Origin of the sequence: Ochrobactrum sp. AP1BH01-1 (genome assembly GCF_018066705.1) — a bacterium.
In the GTDB taxonomy this organism is placed as follows: Bacteria; Pseudomonadota; Alphaproteobacteria; order Rhizobiales; family Rhizobiaceae; genus Brucella.
On record NZ_JAGPOU010000004.1, the window covers coordinates 228,505 to 246,748 of the forward strand.

Here is an 18,244-nt window from a genome sequence, read left to right on the forward strand (position 1 = left end):
GTTAAATCACTTCCAGCGATTGCCGGGATTCCGCCACGCGGTCGAACCATCCGAGCACGGCCTTGCTGTCGGGCGCCAGAAGAACGCCGCAATCCCCGGCAAAGTCGTTCCAGCCCTCCACATAGGTTTCGCGCACCACGGTCAGCACCGGAATCTGGCGCGCATAGGCCGTTTCGATGATGGAGCGGAAACCATGCCCTTCCGTCTCGCCCTTGCCGAAACGGTTGAGGATCAGAATATCGGCGCCGTCGTCTAGTTCCGCCAGAAGCGAACCTGCCACATCGGCAAGGGCTGCCGGATCGAGGCGGCACCCCTTCGACCCGGAACCGAGCGACTGCGAAATGATCTGCGTGACGCCGGTGCCGATATGCTCGATCTCTATATCGCGGCAGCATTCCTCCCCGCCGGTTTCGCGACGCTGGAGAAAGCCCGCCACGCGCAGGCCAGCCTGCCTCGCCCGGTGCGCCACACCTGCCAGAAGCTGGTCCACCGGCACATCCTTTGCGGCGAGGATGGCGGCAAGCATCGGTTCGAGGCTCATGCCGCAGCTCCCTCGTTCGACAGCAGATCGATGCCGGTAATATCAGCATCGGCTGCGAGGATCGCGATATATTGCGACACGGCCTTCGACCAGGTGGAGGCTTCCAGCCAGCCCGCAATCCGGTCGGCCACATAGTCGAACGGCAGTTCCTCGCCTTCGATGCGGCGGTCAAGCCGCACGATATGAAAACCGAAGCGGCTTTCAATCGGATTGGCCGTGATCTCGCCTCCCGCCATGCGCTCCAGCGCCCTTTCAAATTCAGGCACCGTGCTGCCGCGCGTGAGCTGGCCCAGATTGCCGCCTTGCGCGCCCGAAGGGCAAGACGAATATTCATGCGCAACGGAAGCGAAAGTAGTGGGCTCGGCAATCACCGCCGAAGCCAGGCGGGCAGCGGTTGTCCGGGCCTTTTCGCGGGCTTGGCTGTCGGCAGGATCGGCGGTGATCAGGATATGGCTTGCCTCCAGAATGGGTGCACTGGCGAAGCGATGGCGGTTGTTTTCGTAAAAGCGCAAGGCTTCTTCCCGCGTGGCGGACGGCACTTCAACCTCCAGTTCGATCACCATGCGCACCAGCGCATCCTCGTCGGTTTCGCTGCGGCCCTCGGCGTCTTTCTCGCGTTCCGGCACGATACCTGCTTCCCTTGCGCGCTGCAAAAGAAGCTCGCGGACCGCGAGCGCGCGGGCAGCGGCAAGAAGTGCTGCGCCCGGATTGTCCGACGGATGGTTTTGCGCCTCCGTCAGAATGTCGGTTTCGTTGATCGCCACGCCATTGACGGACACCGCATCGAAAACCGGACGCGGCTTTGGCGGAACCCGCGTATCCGGCTCCTGATAGGTCGTGTAGCCGGTTGGGTGATTGTGCTGCCCGGCAGCGGGTTGTTTCCGGTCGAAAAGCGTCACCATCAGCCCTACTCCGCAGGAACGCGCATATGTGAGGGCTGAGCCGTATGGTTGCGCTCACGCACCACCTGATAGCCCGGACGCCAGATATAGCGCACCGGCGCGCTCAGCATATGCACAAGACGCGTGAACGGGAACAGCAGGAAGATGGTCAGCCCCAGGAAGATATGCATCTTGAAGACAAACGACGCATCGGTGATGTAGCTCGATGCAGCCGGGTTGAAGGTGAAGATACCCTGCGCCCAGTTCATGAACGTCACCATTTCGCCACCGTCGATATGTTGCAGCGAGATCGGAATGGTGCCGAGGCCCAGCAGAAGCTGCACCCACAACAGCATGATGATCAGCGTATCGGTCGGCCTTGAAGATGCGCGGACACGCGGATCGAACAGGCGGCGATGCACCAGCATGCTGGCACCGATGATTGCCATAACCCCGGCAATGCCGCCCGCCACGACAGCGAGAATCTGCTTTGCCTCATGGCTGACGCCAAGCATGTCGAACACCCAGATCGGCGTCAGCAGGCCGACGAAATGACCGGCGAAGATGAACAGCACGCCGACATGAAACAGGACCGAACCCCACATGAGCTGCCTGCGCCGCAAGAGCTGGCTTGAGCCCGAACGCCATGTGTAAGGCTCGCGGTCGTAGCGAAAGATCGAGCCGAGCGCGAGCACGCTCAATGCGATGTAGGGATAGATGCCGAAAAGAAACGTATGGAGGTAAGCCATTTTCCGTCTCCTATAGATGTGAAGGGTTGGACGGGGTGCCGGGCTTGCGCTGTGCCGCACGCATCTGCATGCGCAGCCGGTCCGGGCCGCAGGCGTTTTCACCCGCATTGCCGCCGAACGTCACCGCTTCTTCTTCCCAGATGCGGTCGAGCGCGGCGAGGTCGTTCGGGTCGTCTTCTTCCTGCCGAAGCAATTCTCCCACGAGGTTCTTGTCCGGCTTGGCGTTGGCGACATGCAGGAGCGCGGCAAAGGCATTGGCATAGGGCGACTGGCGCTTGCGCAGCCGCTCGCCGATGGCCGCCGTGATATGGCCGGTCTGGGTGAGAAGATCGTGTATCTCTTCGGCTGAGCCTGTGGACAGGAATTCGAGGAACAACGGCAGGTAATCCGGCAGTTCCTTGGCATCCACGACAAAGCCGTTGTCGTCATACATCTTCATGAGATCGACCATGGCCTGGCCGCGGTCGCGGCTTTCGCCATGCACGTGCTCGAAAAGATGCAGCGACAGCGACCGCGTGCGGTCGAAAAGATGCACATAGCGTTCCTGCGCCTCGTAGAGATCGCAGTCGCAGACATAATCGACAAGACTGTCGAGAAGCCTGCGGATGCCGGGCGAAAGGTTTTCCCCGGCCAACGCTTCTTTCAGCTCCTCCCCGCCCAATTGCAGCTCAGGCGTCGGATAGGAAAGCAGCAGCGAAATGATTTTCAGGGTCCTGTTCATTACACCTGCTCCCTGAAAATATCGGTCGGCGTTTGAACCACTTTCTGGCGCTTGGCGCCGAACAGGTCTTCCGTCGACGTGCCGCCCGAGCAGCCATTGCCGAAGGTGAAGCCGCAGGAGCCGCGCATGTCATAGGCGTCTTCCGTGACTTCGCGATGCGTGGTCGGGATGACGAAGCGGTCCTCGTAATTGGCAATGGCCATGATGTGGTACATTTCCTCGATCATCGCACCGCTCATGCCCACACGGTCGGCAATCGCCTCGTCGATGACGCCATCGACAGTCTTGGCGCGCATATAGGCGCGCATGGCGAGCATGCGTTCCAGCGCCGAGATGACCGGCTCTTCCTTGCCTGCGGTCAGGAGATTGGCGAGGTAGCGGACCGGGATGCGCATCGAGCGGACATCCGGCAGCGGGCCGTCCATGCCGAGCTTGCCCGCAGCGGCAGCCGATTGCAGCGGCGAAAGCGGCGGCACATACCAGACCATCGGCAGGGTGCGGTATTCGGGATGGAGCGGAAAGGCGATCTTCCAGTCCATCGCCATCTTGTAGACCGGCGAATGCCTTGCCGATTCCAGCCAGGCTTCCGGCACGCCGTCCTTGCGCGCCTGTTCGATCACGGCGGGATCGTTCGGATCGAGGAAGATGTTGAGCTGTTCCTGATAGAGATCCTGTTCGTTGGCCGTGGATGCGGCTTCCGAAATACGATCCGCATCATAGAGCATCACGCCCAGATAGCGGATGCGGCCGACACAGGTTTCCGAACATACGGTCGGCTGTCCGGCTTCAATACGCGGATAGCAGAAGATGCACTTCTCGGACTTGCCCGAACTCCAGTTGTAATAAATTTTCTTGTAGGGGCAGCCGGAGACGCACATGCGCCAGCCGCGGCACTTTTCCTGATCGATCAGGACGATGCCGTCATCCTCGCGCTTGTAGATCGCACCCGAAGGGCAGGCCGCAACGCAGGTGGGGTTGAGGCAATGCTCGCACAGGCGCGGCAGATACATCATGAAGGTATTTTCGAACTGGCCGTAGATTTCCTTCTCCACGCCTTCGAAATTGTAGTCCTTCGAGCGCTTGGCGAACTCGCCGCCGAGAATTTCCTCCCAGTTCGGACCCCATTCGATCTTTTCCATCCGCTCGCCGGAAATCAGCGAGCGCGGACGGGCGGTCGGCATGGTCTTGCTTTCGCCCGCTGTCTGGAGATGGCCGTAATCGAAGTCGAACGGCTCGTAATAGTCGTCGATTTCCGGCAGGTCGGGATTGGCGAAAATCTTGGCGAGGATGCGCCACTTGGAACCCATCTTCGGCTCGATCTTGCCGTTCTTCTTGCGGACCCAGCCGCCGTTCCACTTCTTCTGGTTTTCCCATTCCTTGGGAAAACCGATGCCGGGCTTGGTCTCGACATTGTTGAACCAGGCATATTCCACGCCTTCGCGGTTGGTCCAGACGTTCTTGCATGTCACCGAGCAGGTGTGGCAGCCGATGCACTTGTCGAGATTGAGCACCATTCCAATTTGCGCACGGATTTTCATTCTGCTGCCTCCTTTACGGCGGAGTTGCGGTTGCCTTCTTCAAGCGGCCCTTCCATCCAGTCCACATGGTCGAGCTTGCGCACGACCACGAACTCGTCGCGGTTGGCGCCGACGGTGCCGTAATAGTTGAAGCCATAGGACTGGTGGGCATAGCCGCCGATCATATGCGTCGGCTTGGTGATGATACGGGTGACGGAGTTGTGAATGCCGCCGCGCTGGCCGGTGAGCGGCGAGCCGGGCGTATTCACGATCTTCTCCTGCGCGTGATACATGAAGATGGTTCCATCCTTCATGCGCTGGGAGACGACCGCGCGGGCCACGATGGCGCCGTTGGCATTATAGACTTCCACCCAGTCATTATCGACGATGCCGGCCTTTGCTGCATCCGGCTCGGATATCCAGACCACCGGACCGCCGCGATTGAGCGTCAGCATCAACAGATTGTCCGTATAAGTGGAATGGATGCCCCATTTCTGGTGCGGCGTGATGAAGTTCAGCACCAGATGCGGCTGGCCGTCCGCCTTTTCGCGGATTGCCGGGTTGACCGTCTTGGTGTCAATGGGCGGACGATAGACGCAGAAGCCTTCGCCGAAGGCGCGCATCCACAGGTGATCCTGATAGAGCTGCTGACGGCCGGTCAGCGTGCGCCACGGGATCAGCTCGTGCACGTTGGTATAGCCCGCATTGTAGCAGACATGCTCGGATTCCAGCCCCGACCATGTCGGCGAGGAGATGATCTTGCGCGGCTGCGCGACGATATCGCGATAGCGGATCTTCTCGTCTTCCTTGGGAAGAGCCAGATGGGTGTGGTCGCGGCCGGTGAACTTCGACAGCGCTTCCCATGCCTTGACCGCCACTTCGCCGTTGGTTTCGGGCGCAAGCGAGAGAATAACCTCGGTTGCGTCGACATCGGTATAGATGCGCGGACGCCCTTCGGTCGCGCCCGGCTCATGAACCTTGCCGTTCAGCTTGCCGAGAAGCTCGACCTCATGTTCGGTGTTCCACGAAATGCCCTTGCCGCCATTGCCAAGCTTGTTGAGAAGCGGCCCGACGGAGGTGTAGCGCTTGTAGAGGTTCGGATAATCGCGCTCCACGACCACGACCGATGGCATGGTCTTGCCGGGGATCGGCTCGACCTCGCCCTTCTTCCAGTCGAGAACATCCTTGGGCTGCGCCAGTTCGCCCGCCGTGTCATGCAGGGTCGGCACCAGAACGATGTCCTTCTCGACGCCCAGCACTTCCGGCGCCACTTCCGAGAACTTCTTCGCGATGCCCTTGAAGATGTCCCAGTCGCTACGTGCTTCCCATGCCGGATCGGCGGCGCTCGACAGCGGATGGATGAAGGGATGCATGTCGGAGGTGTTGAGGTCGTTCTTCTCGTACCAGGTGGCAGTCGGCAGAACGATATCGGAATAGACGCAGGTCGTGGACATGCGGAAATCGAGCGTGACCAGAAGATCGAGCTTTCCTTCCGGCGCATTCTCATGCCACACGGCCTCGCGGCTTTCCTGCGCGCCTTCCTGTCCCAGATCCTTGCCAAGCAGGCCGTTGGAGGTGCCGAGCAGGTGCTTCAGGAAATATTCATGCCCCTTGCCCGACGAACCGAGCAGGTTCGAGCGCCAGACGAACATGTTGCGCGGCCAGTTGGCCTCGTGGTCCGGGTCCTCGCAGGACATGGTGACCGTGCCGTTCTTCAAGGCATTCGCGATGAAGTCCTTCGGCTCCTTGCCCGATGCGGCTGCCTCCCTGGCAAGCTCCAGCGGGTTGGTCTGGAGCTGCGGCGCGGAAGGCAGCCAGCCCATGCGTTCGGCGCGGATATTGTAGTCGATCATCGTGCCGTCCCACGCGCCGTCCGGCGCGGTGGGCGAGAGAATGTCCTGCACCTTCACGGTCTCGTAGCGCCACTGGTCGGTATGCGCATAGAAGAAGGAGGTGGAGTTCATGTGGCGCGGCGGACGGTTCCAATCCAGCGCGAAGGCAAGCGCGGTCCAGCCGGTCTGCGGGCGCAGCTTTTCCTGCCCCACATAATGGCTCCAGCCGCCGCCGGACTGGCCGATGCAGCCGCACATCACCAGCATATTGATGATGCCGCGATAGTTCATGTCCATGTGGTACCAGTGGTTGAGACCGGCACCGAGAATGACCATGGAACGGCCATTGGTCTTTTCGGCATTGGTGGCAAACTCGCGGGCGACAGCAATGATCTGGTCGCGCGGGACGCCCGTGATCTTCTCCGCCCAGGCCGGGGTATAGGGCAGGCCCTCGTCATAGGATTTGGCAGAGTTCTCGTCGCCAAGCCCGCGATCGAGACCGTAATTGGCGGCGAACAGGTCGAACACAGTCGCGACCAGCACTTCGCCCTTCTTCAGCTTGAGCTTGCGGGCCGGGACCTTGCGCACCAGCACGCTGTCATGGTCCGTGCCTTCAAAATAATCGTGCTCGCGATTGCCGAAATAAGGGAATGCCACATCGGCAACGGCATCGTGCGCGCCCGGCTCAATGAAACTCTTGGCGAGTTCCACATCCTTGCCCTGGCCGTCCTTTTCTTCAAGGTTCCACTGGCCGTCATCGCCCCAGCGGAAGCCGATGGAACCCTGCGGCGCAACATAGGTGCCCGATTTCGTATCGAAGGCGACCGTCTTCCAGTCGGGATTGTTGGCCTCGCCCAGATCGCCCTTCAGGTCGGATGCGCGCAGGAAGCGGTCAGGCACGTAGCGTCCGTCCTTCTTCGTGAGCATGACCAGCATCGGAAAGTCGGAATATTTGCGGCAATAATCCTCGAAATAGGGAACCTGCCGGTCAAGATGATATTCGCGCAGGATCACATGGCCGAGCGCCATGGCAAGTGCCGCATCGGTGCCCTGCTTCGGGTGCAGCCAGAGGTCGGAGAACTTCGCGGCTTCCGAATAGTCGGGCGAGACCACGACGGACTTGGTGCCCTTGTAGCGCACTTCCGTATAGAAATGCGCATCCGGCGTGCGGGTCTGCGGCACGTTGGAACCCCAGAGCATCAGGAAGCCCGCATTGTACCAGTCTGCCGATTCCGGCACATCGGTCTGTTCGCCCCATGTCATGGGCGACGCGGGCGGCAGGTCGCAATACCAGTCATAAAACGACATGCAGACGCCGCCCAAGAGCGACAGGTAACGCGAGCCTGCCGCATAGGACACCATCGACATGGCCGGGATCGGCGAGAAGCCGATCACGCGGTCAGGCCCATAGGTCTTGGCCGTATAGGCATTGGCGGCTGCGATGATCTCGTTGACTTCTTCCCAGGTGGCGCGAACGAAGCCGCCAAGGCCGCGCACCTTCATATAGTCGGCGCGCTTGGCCGGGTCCTGCTGGATCGCGGCCCATGCAGCGACCGGCGTTTTCAGCGCACGTTCCTTGCGCCACAGCTTCAGCAGGCGCGAGCGGATCAGCGGATATTTCACGCGGTTGGCCGAATAGACATACCAGCTATAGCTTGCCCCGCGCGAACAGCCGCGCGGTTCGTGGTTCGGAAGATCGGCGCGGGTGCGCGGATAGTCCGTCTGCTGGGTTTCCCAGGTGATGATTCCGCCCTTGACATAGACCTTCCACGAGCAGGAGCCGGTGCAGTTCACGCCATGGGTGGAGCGCACGATCTTGTCGTGCTGCCAGCGCTTGCGATAGGCGTCTTCCCAGTCACGGTTTTCGTTGGTGGTGACGCCATGGCCTTCCGAGAAGGTGCCGACATTCTTGCGCGCAAGAAAGTTCAGGCGGTCGAGGAGTAGACTCATGATTTTATCCTCACATTATTTCGTTAGGCAGCAGCGGCGGCTGGCTTGCTGCGGTGCTCCACGTCGTAGAGCAGCCCGCCTTTTCGGGTGTAGACGGCCCAGGTGATGACGAGGCAGGTCACGTAGAAAATCAGGAAGGCCCAGAGCGCGGCTTCCGGCCCGCCGGTCATGCTGATCGAGGTGCCATAGCCCTTCGGGATGAAGAAGGCGCCGAAGGCGGCGATGGCCGAGGTGAAGCCGGTGATGGCCGCGGATTCCTTGTCCGCTTCGTGACGGCGTTCTTCCGGGGTGGCACTGGGCATGAGCCTGTCCATTTCCTTCGACATGATCGCCGGGATCATCTGGAAGGTGGAGGCATTGCCGATGCCGGTCGCGAAGAACAGCAGGACGAAGGAAGCGAAGAAGCCCCAGAACGCATTCGGCTGATCCTTGATGCCGACGAAGTAGAGCACGCCCGCCACGCCGATCATCATCAGCACGAATGCCCAGATGGTGACGCGGCCGCCGCCATACTTGTCCGCCAGCCAGCCCGAACCCGACCGCGACAGCGCGCCGACGAGAGGCCCGAGGAAGGCGAACTGAAGGGCATTCACTTCCGGGAACAGGATGTTGGTCAGAAGCGGGAAGCCCGCCGAATAGCCGATGAACGAGCCGAAGGTTCCCGTATAGAGCCAGCACATGATCCAGTTGTGCCTGCGGCGGAAAATGACGGCCTGATCGGCAAACGAAGCCTTGGCCGATGCGATGTCGTTCATGCCGAACCAGTTGGCGAAAGCCGTGATGACGATGAACGGCACGAAGATAAAACCGGCATTTTGCAGCCACAGCGGTGCGCTGCCCGCTTCGGTGGCGACCATTGCCGGATCGCCGCCAAGCTTGCCGAAGATGCCGGCGGTGATGACCAGCGGCACCACGAACTGCACGACGCTGACGCCGAGATTGCCGAGGCCCGCATTGAGCGCTGCCGCATTGCCCTTCTCGTGCTTCGGGAAGAAGAACGAGATGTTGGACATGGAGGAGGCGAAGTTGCCGCCGCCGAAGCCGCAGCAGAGCGCGAGAGCCAAGAAGACGAAGTAAGGCGTGTTCGGGTTCTGCACCGCATAGCCGATGCCAATGGCCGGAATGACCAGCGACCAGGTGGTCAGTGTGGTCCACAGGCGGCCGCCGAAGATCGGCACCATGAAGGAATAGAAGATGCGGAAGGTCGCGCCCGAAATGCCGGGGAGTGCCGCCAGCCAGAAAAGCTGGTCGGTCGTGAACTGGTAGCCCACCAGCGGCAGCTTCGCCACCACCACGGACCAGACCTGCCAGATGGCGAAGGACAAAAGAAGCGCGGGGATCGAAAGCCACAGGTTGCGCTTGGCGATCTTGCGTCCCTTCTGCTCCCAGAAAGCCGGGTCGTCCGGACGCCAGTCGGTCAGGACGGAATCGCCCTTTGCCGGCTTGATATCGGCTTTCTTCAACCCCTGCAATTCGGGGAATGCCGGAAGTTCGCCGAAAGCCTTGCCTTGCGCGGCGCGTTCCATCTGGCGGATCGAGACATGCATCCATGTGAACGACACGGCGACGATGACGAAGAGCAGCATGAAGCAGCTTGTCCAGAGGCCGGTCTGGTCGAGAAGCACGCCGAACAGGATCGGCAGGATGAAGCCGCCAAGACCGCCGATCATGCCCACCAGACCGCCGACCGAGCCGACATTGCCGGGATAATAGACGGGAATGTGCTTGAAGACCGCCGCCTTGCCGAGCGCCATGAAGAAGCCGAGGATGAAGACGGTGATGGTGAAGCCGATCACGCCCATTTCCGCATGGAAGGCCAGCGGGCCGTTATCGCTCTGGATGACATAATCCGTCGGCGGATAGGACAGCACGAAGGTTGCGACCAGCGCCACGGCGAAGGTCCAGTACATGGCGCGGCGCGCACCATAGACATCCGAAAGATGCCCGCCATAGGCACGGAAAAGACTGGCCGGGACGGAGAAGAACGCCGCGATGATGCCAGCAAGGCGAATATCGACGCCGTAGACATGGATCAGATATTGCGGCAGCCACAGCGCGAGCGCCACGAAGGCGCCGAAGACGAAGAAATAGTAGAGCGAGAAACGCCAGACCTGAATGTTCTTCAGCGGCTCCAGCTCCATCAGCGTGCTGGCGGGCTTTATGCCCTTGCTGCGGCGCTCGACCAGAACCGGATCGTCGCTCGTGGTGAAATAGAAGATGAGCGCCATGATGACCATCGCAGCCGCCCAGATTTCTGCGACCGCGTGCCAGCCAAAAGCGACCATGACCATCGGCGCGAAGAATTTCGTCACCGCCGAACCGACATTGCCCGCGCCGAAAATGCCAAGCGCGACGCCCTGCTTTTCCGGCGGATACCAGCGCGAGACATAGGCGACGCCGACCGAGAACGACCCGCCCGCCACGCCGACGCCAAGCGCTGCAATCAGCATCTGCGGATAGGTGGTGGCGTAGGTCAGCAGCCATGTGGCGACCGCCGAGACCAGCATTGTGAGCGTGAAGATGGCGCGCCCGCCATAGCGGTCCGCCCAGATGCCCAGAATGACCCGGATCAGCGACCCGGTCAGGATGGGTGTGCCGACCAGCAGGCCGAACTGCGTTTCGCTCAGTCCAAGCTCGGATCGAATTTCAATGCCGATGATTGCAAAGATGGTCCAGACCGCAAAACAGACCGTGAACGCGGTCGTACTCATCGCTAGCGCCGTTGTCTGCGCCCCGGGATTTTCCCCTGCGACATGTTGCATAGGCGTACTCCGAATTGAATACCATTGGGAGGTTTCGTATGCACTTATGCGTCGACTGCGAGATGAATACATTGATTAAGATCAATATCTCAGAACTATTCAAGTTGAATTTTAGTTCTTCATGACTTAAGGCCAACAATAGACCAAGTTGGGCGCAAGTATTGATTAATGCATATTGCACGATTGATATTTATCAATTATGTTAGCGGGCCATAACTTGCCCCCTGAAGTGAGGATCGATGCGGAGAGAAGAAATCGACGCGCTGAGAAATTTGCCGCTTTTCATGGACATGGCGGATGCCACGTTCGAGCGGATCGTGCGTCCAAGCTTCGTGCAGTCATTCCCGCCGCGCACGACCCTGATCCGGGAGGATGAGCCTGCGGACTTCCTGTTCGCGATCCTCGACGGGCTTGTGCTGATGTCGGCGAAATCGGACGATGGCGAGACTGCGCTGGAGATGCTCCGCGCCGACGATATCTTCATTCTCGCCGCCGTGCTCAACGACGATGTGTGCCTGCAGACCGCGCAGACGCTCACGCCCACCCGCGTGCTGATGGTGCCCTCCAGCCTGGTGCGCGATCTGATGAGCGAGGATGTCGGCTTCATGCGCGCCATCGTTTTTGAAACCGCGCGCGCCTATCGCCGTCTGGTGAAGGAACTGAAGGCGCAGAAGCTGCGCAGCAGCGTGCAGCGCCTCGCCAACTGGATCGTCAAGGAATCGCTTTTGAACGGCGGCGGCGACGTCGTGATGATCCCTTGCGAAAAACGCACGCTTGCCGCCTATCTCGGCATGACGCCGGAGAACCTGTCGCGCAATTTCGCGACACTCGGTTCCCATGGCGTCAGCGTGCAGGCTTCGGCGATCAGGATCACCAACAAGAACAAGCTCTTGCAATTTGCCGCCCCTTCCCACCTGATCGACAGGCAGGAACCGGCGCGCACGGCCGACAGGGTTTGAGACGCGCTTTCATCTTCCTGTCAAACAGAAAGACTATCCGGTGACTTTCTCGATTGAACGGGCCGCCGCCATGAAAGCACCTTTTATTGCACTGTTTCTCGCCCTTGCAACCAGCGCCGTTGCGCAGGAAATGCACAAGCCCGAACTGATCGGCGCTTTCACGCTGCCAACAGGCCTCAAAATCGATGGCGTGGAATTCGGCGGAATTTCCGGGCTCGACTACGACCCGCGTGAAGATGTCTATTACGCCATTTCCGACGACCGTTCGGAAAATGCGCCGGCGCGTTTCTACAAGCTCAAGCTCGCCATCGACGCTTCCGGCGTGCAGGGCCTCGACATTCTGGAAACGGTCACGCTTCTCGATAAAGCCGGCAAACCATTTGCGCTGAAGGACGTGGACCCTGAAAGCATCCGCTTCAACGCTGCCACCGGCACCATCTACTGGTCGAGCGAAGGCGACAGAAACGGCAGGCCTTTTGTCGGCGAAGCGAAGACCGACGGCAGCTTCATCCGCGAATTTGCCTTGCCGGAGGCCTATATTCCCGACGAGGCCAACACACGCGGCATCCGCAACAATCTTTCCTTTGAAAGCCTGACCATCACGCCGGATGGCAAGACGCTTCTGGCCGGTACTGAAAACGCGCTGGTACAGGACGGGGACAAGGCGACGCTCGACCATGGCAGCCGCTCGCGCATCATCGCCTTCGATCTCGCATCGGGCGATGTGACGGCGGAATATGCCTATGATACCGACCCGATCTTCACCAAGGCGACTGAGCCGCCTTTCTGGAACGATAACGGCATGTCGGAATTTGTTTCCGATGGAAACGATCTCCTCACCGTCGAGCGTTCATTCGCCATGGGCGTCGGTAATCGGATCACGCTTTACCGCGCATCCTTCGACGGCGTCAGCGATGTGAAAGACGTTCCGTCGCTCGCCAATCAGTCGGCAACGCCGCTCGCAAAGCAGCTTCTCCTGCAGCTCAATGAAGGCGATTTCGGCCTCGACATCGACAATATTGAGGCCATTACCTTCGGACCGATGGTTGACGGCAAGAGGACGCTGGTCCTCGCCTCGGACAACAATTTCAACCACGGTCAGGTTTCGCAGTTCATCGCCCTGAAGCTGCCCTGACAAATAGTGACCGCACTCAGGTCCAGAAATAGCGCACGATGTGAAAGAAGACCGGGGCCGAGAAGACAAGGCTGTCGGCCCGGTCGAGCATGCCGCCATGCCCTTCGATCATGTGGCCCCAGTCCTTCACGCCGCGATCGCGCTTGATCGCGGATGCGACAAGCCCGCCGAAGAAGCCCATGATGCAGGATGTTGCGGCAAGCGCGCCCGCCTGGAGCGGCGAAAACGGCGTCAGCCAGGCAAGCCCTGCCCCCAAAAGCGATGCCGCCGCTACCCCGCCCACAAAGCCTTCCCAGGTTTTTGACGGCGATATGCTGGGCGCGATGCGATGTTTGCCGAACAGCTTGCCGAAAATATATTGCAGCACATCGCTGCCCTGCACGGTCGCCACCAGAAAGGCGATCAAAAGCAGCTTCTTGCCGTCGAAGCCGGGAATATCCAGCGTCATCAGCGCTGGCACATGGCTGATGCAATAGACCGACAGCATGATGCCCCATTGCTGCTCGCTGATGCGTTCGAGAAAGCGCGACGTGTCGCCGGAAAGCGCCGTCAGCACCGGCATTGCGAGGAAGCAATAGACCGGAATGAAGATGGAATAGAGCCCGTACCAGTCGATCCAGATCAGGTAATACTGCACCGGAATGACCAGCAGGAACATGCCGAGCAGCACGCGGTGATCGGCGCGCCGCGTCTGCGTCAGCGTCGCATATTCGCGCAAGGCGGCAAACGAGATCAGCGCGAACAGAACGATCACCCCGCCCTTGCCGAACAGGAAGGCGATGCACATGGCGCCGACCATGATCCACCATGCCTTGATCCGGGCATTGAGATTGACCAGCGTGGATGAAAGCGGCTTTGGCGCGCGCCATGAAAGAACACCCGCAACGGCGCTTGCCGTTGTCAGAACGCCCATGAGGCCAAGGAATAGTCGGGTCGTTTCGCTCATGGCTGTTTACCGTTACGGGGCTGAATATCGAGAAGGCTCTGACGGGCGCGGGCGAGAAATTCCTTGCGGTCCTCGCCCTCGCGAAGCTGGACCGGCGCGCCGAAAATGACACGGCACAGAAGCGGCACCGGCAGCATCGCGCCCTTGGGCAGAACGCGTGACATGTTTTCGATCCAGCACGGCACCAGCTCGACATCTGGGCGCGCCAGCGCCAGATTGTAGATGCCGGAGCGAAAGCGCAGCAGCGCCTCTTCGGTCATGTTGCGCGTGCCTTCGGGAAAGATGATGAGCGAATGGCCATCGGCCAGCGCCTTCAGCATCACTTCCATCGGGTCCTGCGTGCGTTCCACCCAGTTGCGCTCGACAAGCACGGTGCGCAGCAGAACTTCCGCCATGAACTGGCGCACGCGGTTGCCCCGCCAGTAATCCGCACCAGCGACGGCGCGGGTGCGCGCACGCTCTTCCTGATCGAGACAGGAAGAAAGCAGGATGAAATCGCCATGGCTCGTGTGATTGGCAAAATAGATGCGCTGGTTGCGCGACGGGCCGGTGCCGCTCCAGATCGGCCGCACGCCGGTAATCCCGCGCGACAGGATGGCCAGAAACGAGCCGAAAATCGATTGCACCTGATGGCGGATCAGTTCCCGCATGTCACGGCCCCCACCCCAATGGCTGACCTGATGGCACTGTGGCCAGCAGAATGAAAAGCACGATCCCGAGCCCCATGAAGAACCGCAGGCGCCCCACGATGCGCCGCGAACCCTCGATCCGTGCCGCAAGCGGACGCAGCGGTCCCTCATTGGAGCGCAGCCCCATGCGTTCCAGAATTTGATCCACCTCGCCCAGGCCCGCCTCACCGGAACTGGCGATCAGGCGGAAAAGCGCTGCGTCGAACAACAGATGCGCCGCGATACCCAGCATGATCAGCGCGCTTGCGAGCAGCAGTGGCCAGATCAGCCAGAAAGCCAGATCGTGCACCGGGCGCAGGAAGGGCGCAGCCGCAAGAAGAACGACCGCGAGGGCAATGCCGGGAAAGGCGTTGCGGCGCAGCATGATCGCCGTGGAGGTTGCAGGTGAGTTCATGCCATCTCCCCCGTCAGATGTAGATGAACCGGCCAGCCCTTGGCGCGGATCAGCGCTTCGGCTTCCCGCGCATTGGCTGCGCGTCCGGTGGAAACGAGCCAAGCGACCGCAACCGTGGCGCTGCGCTGGAAACCGAGCGCGCAGCAGATGAGAACCGGACCGTGATGGCGAGCCGCTTCAACGGCATCGGCGGCCAGTTGCACTTTTTCCGATGGCGGCGCGATCAGGTCCAGCGTGGCAAAGCTTTTCCATTCGATGGAATGGCGGGGCGGCACCATTTCAGCGGCCAGATCGATGATGGTCGCAAAGGATGAAAGTTCTGCGGCTTTTGGAAAACGCCCGAGAAACACGCCATCGGCAAGCTCGACATGCGGCGGCAGGGTGCGCGTCCAGAAATGCACATTCAGCCGGGCAAAAAGCCGGTATGGCCAAAGCAGCCAGCGGCTTGCAAGACTGACCGATCCATCCGTCTGCTTCTGAAAAATGGCCGCACCGGCACAGAGATAGCCAAGCGCTACAAGGGCAAGCGCGGTTGCAGGCCAGAGCCAGAAAATCGCATAGCCTGTGACGGTGAGGCCGTGGATAGCGAACGCCAGAAACAGGATCGCGCCCGCCAGATAACAAAGCCCGATCCTTGTGGCTTTGGGATATGATGTGAGCCGGAACCCGGCCAGCGGCGAAGGGTTGTGGCGCGGAAAAAGCCACAGGGCGAACAGGCCGAGCAAAGCGCCCGCCGGAATATCGACCGCATGGTGCTGATAGGTGGTCAGCACCGACAGGCCGATCAGCAGGCACCAGACATGCCAGACCACGCGCACGGCACCGCCCATCACGCGGCGCATCTGGTCCCAGATGATGATCAGCAGCGCGATATGCAGCGAAGGTGCCTGATTGAAAGGCTTGTCGAACCCGCCAAGCACATCGAACATGAAGCCCGGAATGCCTGCCGTTGCCGGTTTTACGAAGGTCGCCGTCAGCGGAAAGGCGACGAAGCAGAAAACGGCGATGACCTGCGCCGTCAGATAACGCTTCGCCAGCCGGTCGACCTTTTCCGGACTGTCATTGGCGAACAGCGCAATCGCATAGAACAGGTTGACCGACCAATAGGGAACGATGCTCCACGCGATGAACGGAACCCGGCTTTCCCATGCGAAGGCAAGGTTCGGCACATGGCCTTGCTGCGATGCGAGCCAGTTGGCCGTACCGTAGGTCAGGTAGAAGAAGGGCGCGAGAAACAGAAGCCAAAGGATAGCGCGGCGGATCACAGGCCGCCGCGAAGATCCCTCGCGTTCCGTCAGTTGCACTGTCACGCTTTGCCGTCTCCCACGCGCTCCGCAATCGAGACGGTGAAAATGCCCCACTGGTCGATGCGCTGTTCGATCTTGCGATAGCCTGCCTTTTCGACAAGCTGGTCCATTTCGCCCTGCGTGCGGCGGCGCATCACCCACGCCTCGCCGCCACGATGCGAGGTCAGCGCCCGCGCGATCATTTCAAGCTGCGGATGCCAGGGCTGATTGGTGTAGATCAGCAATGAGCCGGGTTTTTGCACGCGGGCAAGCCCCGACAGCGAACGGTTGATCAGCGCGTTATCGGGGAAAAGCTCGTAAAGACCGGACACGATGGCAAGGTCCGGCTGCGGCGTGACCGCGGCAAGGCTTTCCTCATCGAAAGCGTCGCCTTCTTCCATATGGGCGATGGCTTCCAGCCCGCGCTCCCTGATGAGCTTGTTGCCAGCCAGCACATTGATCGGCGAATAATCGCGCAGGTGAATGCTGTCCGGCAAGTCGCCTGCGCGCACCACCGCATCGATGACATAGCGGCCATGGCCGCAGGCAATGTCGAGGATATTGGTCGAGCGGCCTTCGCTTTCGAGCCGCCTGATGGCGTGTCTGATCAGTTCTTCCAGATGCACCTTGCGCTGGCGGATGCCGCGCCAACCGATGGCTTCCAGAAACTGCCTGTCGATGAGCTTGCCGCCCGGCCCAAGGCCCCGCGCTTCGTTCTCATAGACATAATCGAGCGTGGACCCGGAATCGAAGCCCGTGCGCCTGCCGACTTTCAGCCCTTCGGAAAACAGTGCGCCGAAGCCTATCGAAGCGCGTGTCATTGCCCAGTAAAGCCCCTGCGCGGTCAGAAGCGACAGCGGGCTCGACAGCCGGTCCGCCTCGTCGCGCGTGTGGCCTGCAATATGCGCTTCGGTCAGGTCCGCGCGCTGCGGCGCTTCGGCAAAACGCGCCTCGATGAAATCATGGATGCGTTCGATTGCCGGTTTGCGATGCCGTTCGCCGAGCGTGTCGTGGTAGAAGCCTTTCAGCACGTGCCGTTCCTTGATGCGGCTGCCGAGGTTCTCGAAGAAGCGATGTTGCGGCGCGGGGCGCACGACGAAATCGCTGCCGGAGATGAGCAGTTGCGTCGGAACGGTAATCGCGCGGGCATCGTCCACCACGCGCTTCGCCGTCTCGTAGAGTTGCAGCAGGATGTGGGAGGCGATGGGCCGCGTGATCAGCGGATCGGTGCGATAGGATTCGATGCGTTCCGGATCGTGGGTCAGGAATTGCGGCTTGACGTAGGAATTGACGTAGAAAGTGCCTTTCAGCTTCTGCCAGAGCGCAATGCCTTCCCTGGCGAACGGCACATAGAGTTTGATGTCGAAGGCGGGCGAAGCCAGCACCAGCGCGCGAATATTGGGCGCATAGTCATGCACCCATGCGGCAGCAAGCACCGCACCGACGCTTTGCGCGATGATGGCCATGTCCTCGATGGCAGCACCGGTTTCCTGCCGGACATGGGTGACGAAACAATCGAGATCGCGGATCGACGCGCCAAAGGATGGCGAGAAGCCGCGCACGCCCGGCGACTGGCCATGGCCGCGCGCATCCCAGGCATAGAAGGCATAGTCGTCCAGCCCCAGCTCGTCGACGAGGTGCGCGACGCGGCCGCTATGCTCGTGCCCGCGATGCAAGAGGACGATCACGCCTTTCGGCTTGCCGGAAAGTGTCGGCCAGAAACGGTAGAACAGCGACGTGCCGTCATGGGTGACGAACCGGCTTTCCCGCGCCGCGCGATGCGGTTTCACTGCATGCTCGTTCATGCATCCCTCTCCAGCGTTTCCTCGCGGGGCGCTTGCCCCCAATTTCTATTGAGTGAAACAAAATGTTTGCTTAAACG

The 18,244-nt window shown here is 60.7% G+C and carries 14 protein-coding genes; 2 read left to right on the top strand and 12 right to left on the bottom strand.

Features of this window, described 5'->3' with window-relative positions:
- Window position 1 precedes the first annotated feature (1 nt).
- Genes J9800_RS16000 through J9800_RS16030 form a run of 7 tightly spaced genes read right to left on the bottom strand, consistent with a single transcriptional unit; the run spans window position 2 to window position 10,953 of the window.
- Window positions 2-541 carry a DUF2478 domain-containing protein gene (locus J9800_RS16000; protein ID WP_114216001.1) on the bottom strand — a complete coding sequence of 180 codons (540 nt, stop codon included), beginning with the start codon at window positions 539-541 and terminating at the stop codon, window positions 2-4.
- Entirely contained in the window at window positions 538-1,443 is a 906-nt protein-coding gene (locus J9800_RS16005; RefSeq protein WP_210845878.1) for a peptidylprolyl isomerase, read from the bottom strand. Before J9800_RS16005 ends, J9800_RS16000 begins: the two co-directional genes overlap by 4 nt.
- A gap of 5 nt (window positions 1,444-1,448) precedes the next feature.
- Window positions 1,449-2,171 carry a respiratory nitrate reductase subunit gamma gene (narI, locus tag J9800_RS16010; RefSeq protein ID WP_114216003.1) on the bottom strand — a complete coding sequence of 241 codons (723 nt, stop codon included), beginning with the start codon at window positions 2,169-2,171 and terminating at the stop codon, window positions 1,449-1,451.
- A gap of 10 nt (window positions 2,172-2,181) precedes the next feature.
- Window positions 2,182-2,892, bottom strand: a complete 711-nt coding sequence (narJ, locus tag J9800_RS16015; RefSeq protein ID WP_114216004.1) for a nitrate reductase molybdenum cofactor assembly chaperone — start codon at window positions 2,890-2,892, stop codon at window positions 2,182-2,184.
- The gene (gene narH, locus J9800_RS16020) at window positions 2,892-4,430 is read right to left on the bottom strand and encodes a nitrate reductase subunit beta (protein ID WP_114216005.1); all 1,539 of its coding nucleotides are present in this window, start codon (window positions 4,428-4,430) and stop codon (window positions 2,892-2,894) included. Before narH ends, narJ begins: the two co-directional genes overlap by 1 nt.
- Window positions 4,427-8,191, bottom strand: a complete 3,765-nt coding sequence (locus J9800_RS16025) for a nitrate reductase subunit alpha (RefSeq protein WP_210845879.1) — start codon at window positions 8,189-8,191, stop codon at window positions 4,427-4,429. The genes narH and J9800_RS16025 overlap by 4 nt, the downstream gene beginning before the upstream one ends.
- A 23-nt stretch (window positions 8,192-8,214) precedes the next feature.
- Complete coding sequence (locus J9800_RS16030) at window positions 8,215-10,953, bottom strand: nitrate/nitrite transporter (protein WP_114216007.1); 2,739 nt, start codon at window positions 10,951-10,953, stop codon at window positions 8,215-8,217.
- 239 nt (window positions 10,954-11,192) lie between these two features.
- Here J9800_RS16030 and J9800_RS16035 point away from each other — a divergent pair, with 239 nt between their 5' ends.
- Together J9800_RS16035 and J9800_RS16040 are read left to right on the top strand one after the other, a co-directional pair.
- Window positions 11,193-11,912, top strand: coding sequence for a cyclic nucleotide-binding domain-containing protein (locus J9800_RS16035; RefSeq protein ID WP_114216008.1), 720 nt, complete (start codon window positions 11,193-11,195; stop codon window positions 11,910-11,912).
- A gap of 70 nt (window positions 11,913-11,982) precedes the next feature.
- The gene (locus J9800_RS16040; RefSeq protein ID WP_114216009.1) at window positions 11,983-13,047 is read left to right on the top strand and encodes an esterase-like activity of phytase family protein; all 1,065 of its coding nucleotides are present in this window, start codon (window positions 11,983-11,985) and stop codon (window positions 13,045-13,047) included.
- A 16-nt stretch (window positions 13,048-13,063) separates the two neighbouring features.
- On the opposite strand, the gene J9800_RS16045 is transcribed toward J9800_RS16040, so the two are convergent.
- From J9800_RS16045 to J9800_RS16065, 5 genes are read right to left on the bottom strand one after another with little or no spacing between them, the layout of a single operon-like run.
- On the bottom strand, window positions 13,064-13,993 hold the full coding sequence (locus J9800_RS16045; RefSeq protein ID WP_114216010.1) for a phosphatidate cytidylyltransferase: 930 nt from the start codon (window positions 13,991-13,993) through the stop codon (window positions 13,064-13,066).
- Entirely contained in the window at window positions 13,990-14,643 is a 654-nt protein-coding gene (locus J9800_RS16050) for a lysophospholipid acyltransferase family protein (RefSeq protein ID WP_114216011.1), read from the bottom strand. Before J9800_RS16050 ends, J9800_RS16045 begins: the two co-directional genes overlap by 4 nt.
- Window position 14,644: 1 nt before the next feature.
- Complete coding sequence (locus tag J9800_RS16055) at window positions 14,645-15,076, bottom strand: hypothetical protein (protein ID WP_114216012.1); 432 nt, start codon at window positions 15,074-15,076, stop codon at window positions 14,645-14,647.
- Window positions 15,073-16,386: a phosphatase PAP2/dual specificity phosphatase family protein gene (locus tag J9800_RS16060; RefSeq protein ID WP_114216013.1), complete on the bottom strand. Its 1,314-nt coding sequence runs from the start codon at window positions 16,384-16,386 to the stop codon at window positions 15,073-15,075. The genes J9800_RS16055 and J9800_RS16060 overlap by 4 nt, the downstream gene beginning before the upstream one ends.
- Complete coding sequence (locus J9800_RS16065; RefSeq protein WP_114216014.1) at window positions 16,383-18,167, bottom strand: bifunctional alpha/beta hydrolase/class I SAM-dependent methyltransferase; 1,785 nt, start codon at window positions 18,165-18,167, stop codon at window positions 16,383-16,385. The genes J9800_RS16060 and J9800_RS16065 overlap by 4 nt, the downstream gene beginning before the upstream one ends.
- Window positions 18,168-18,244: the final 77 nt, after the last annotated feature.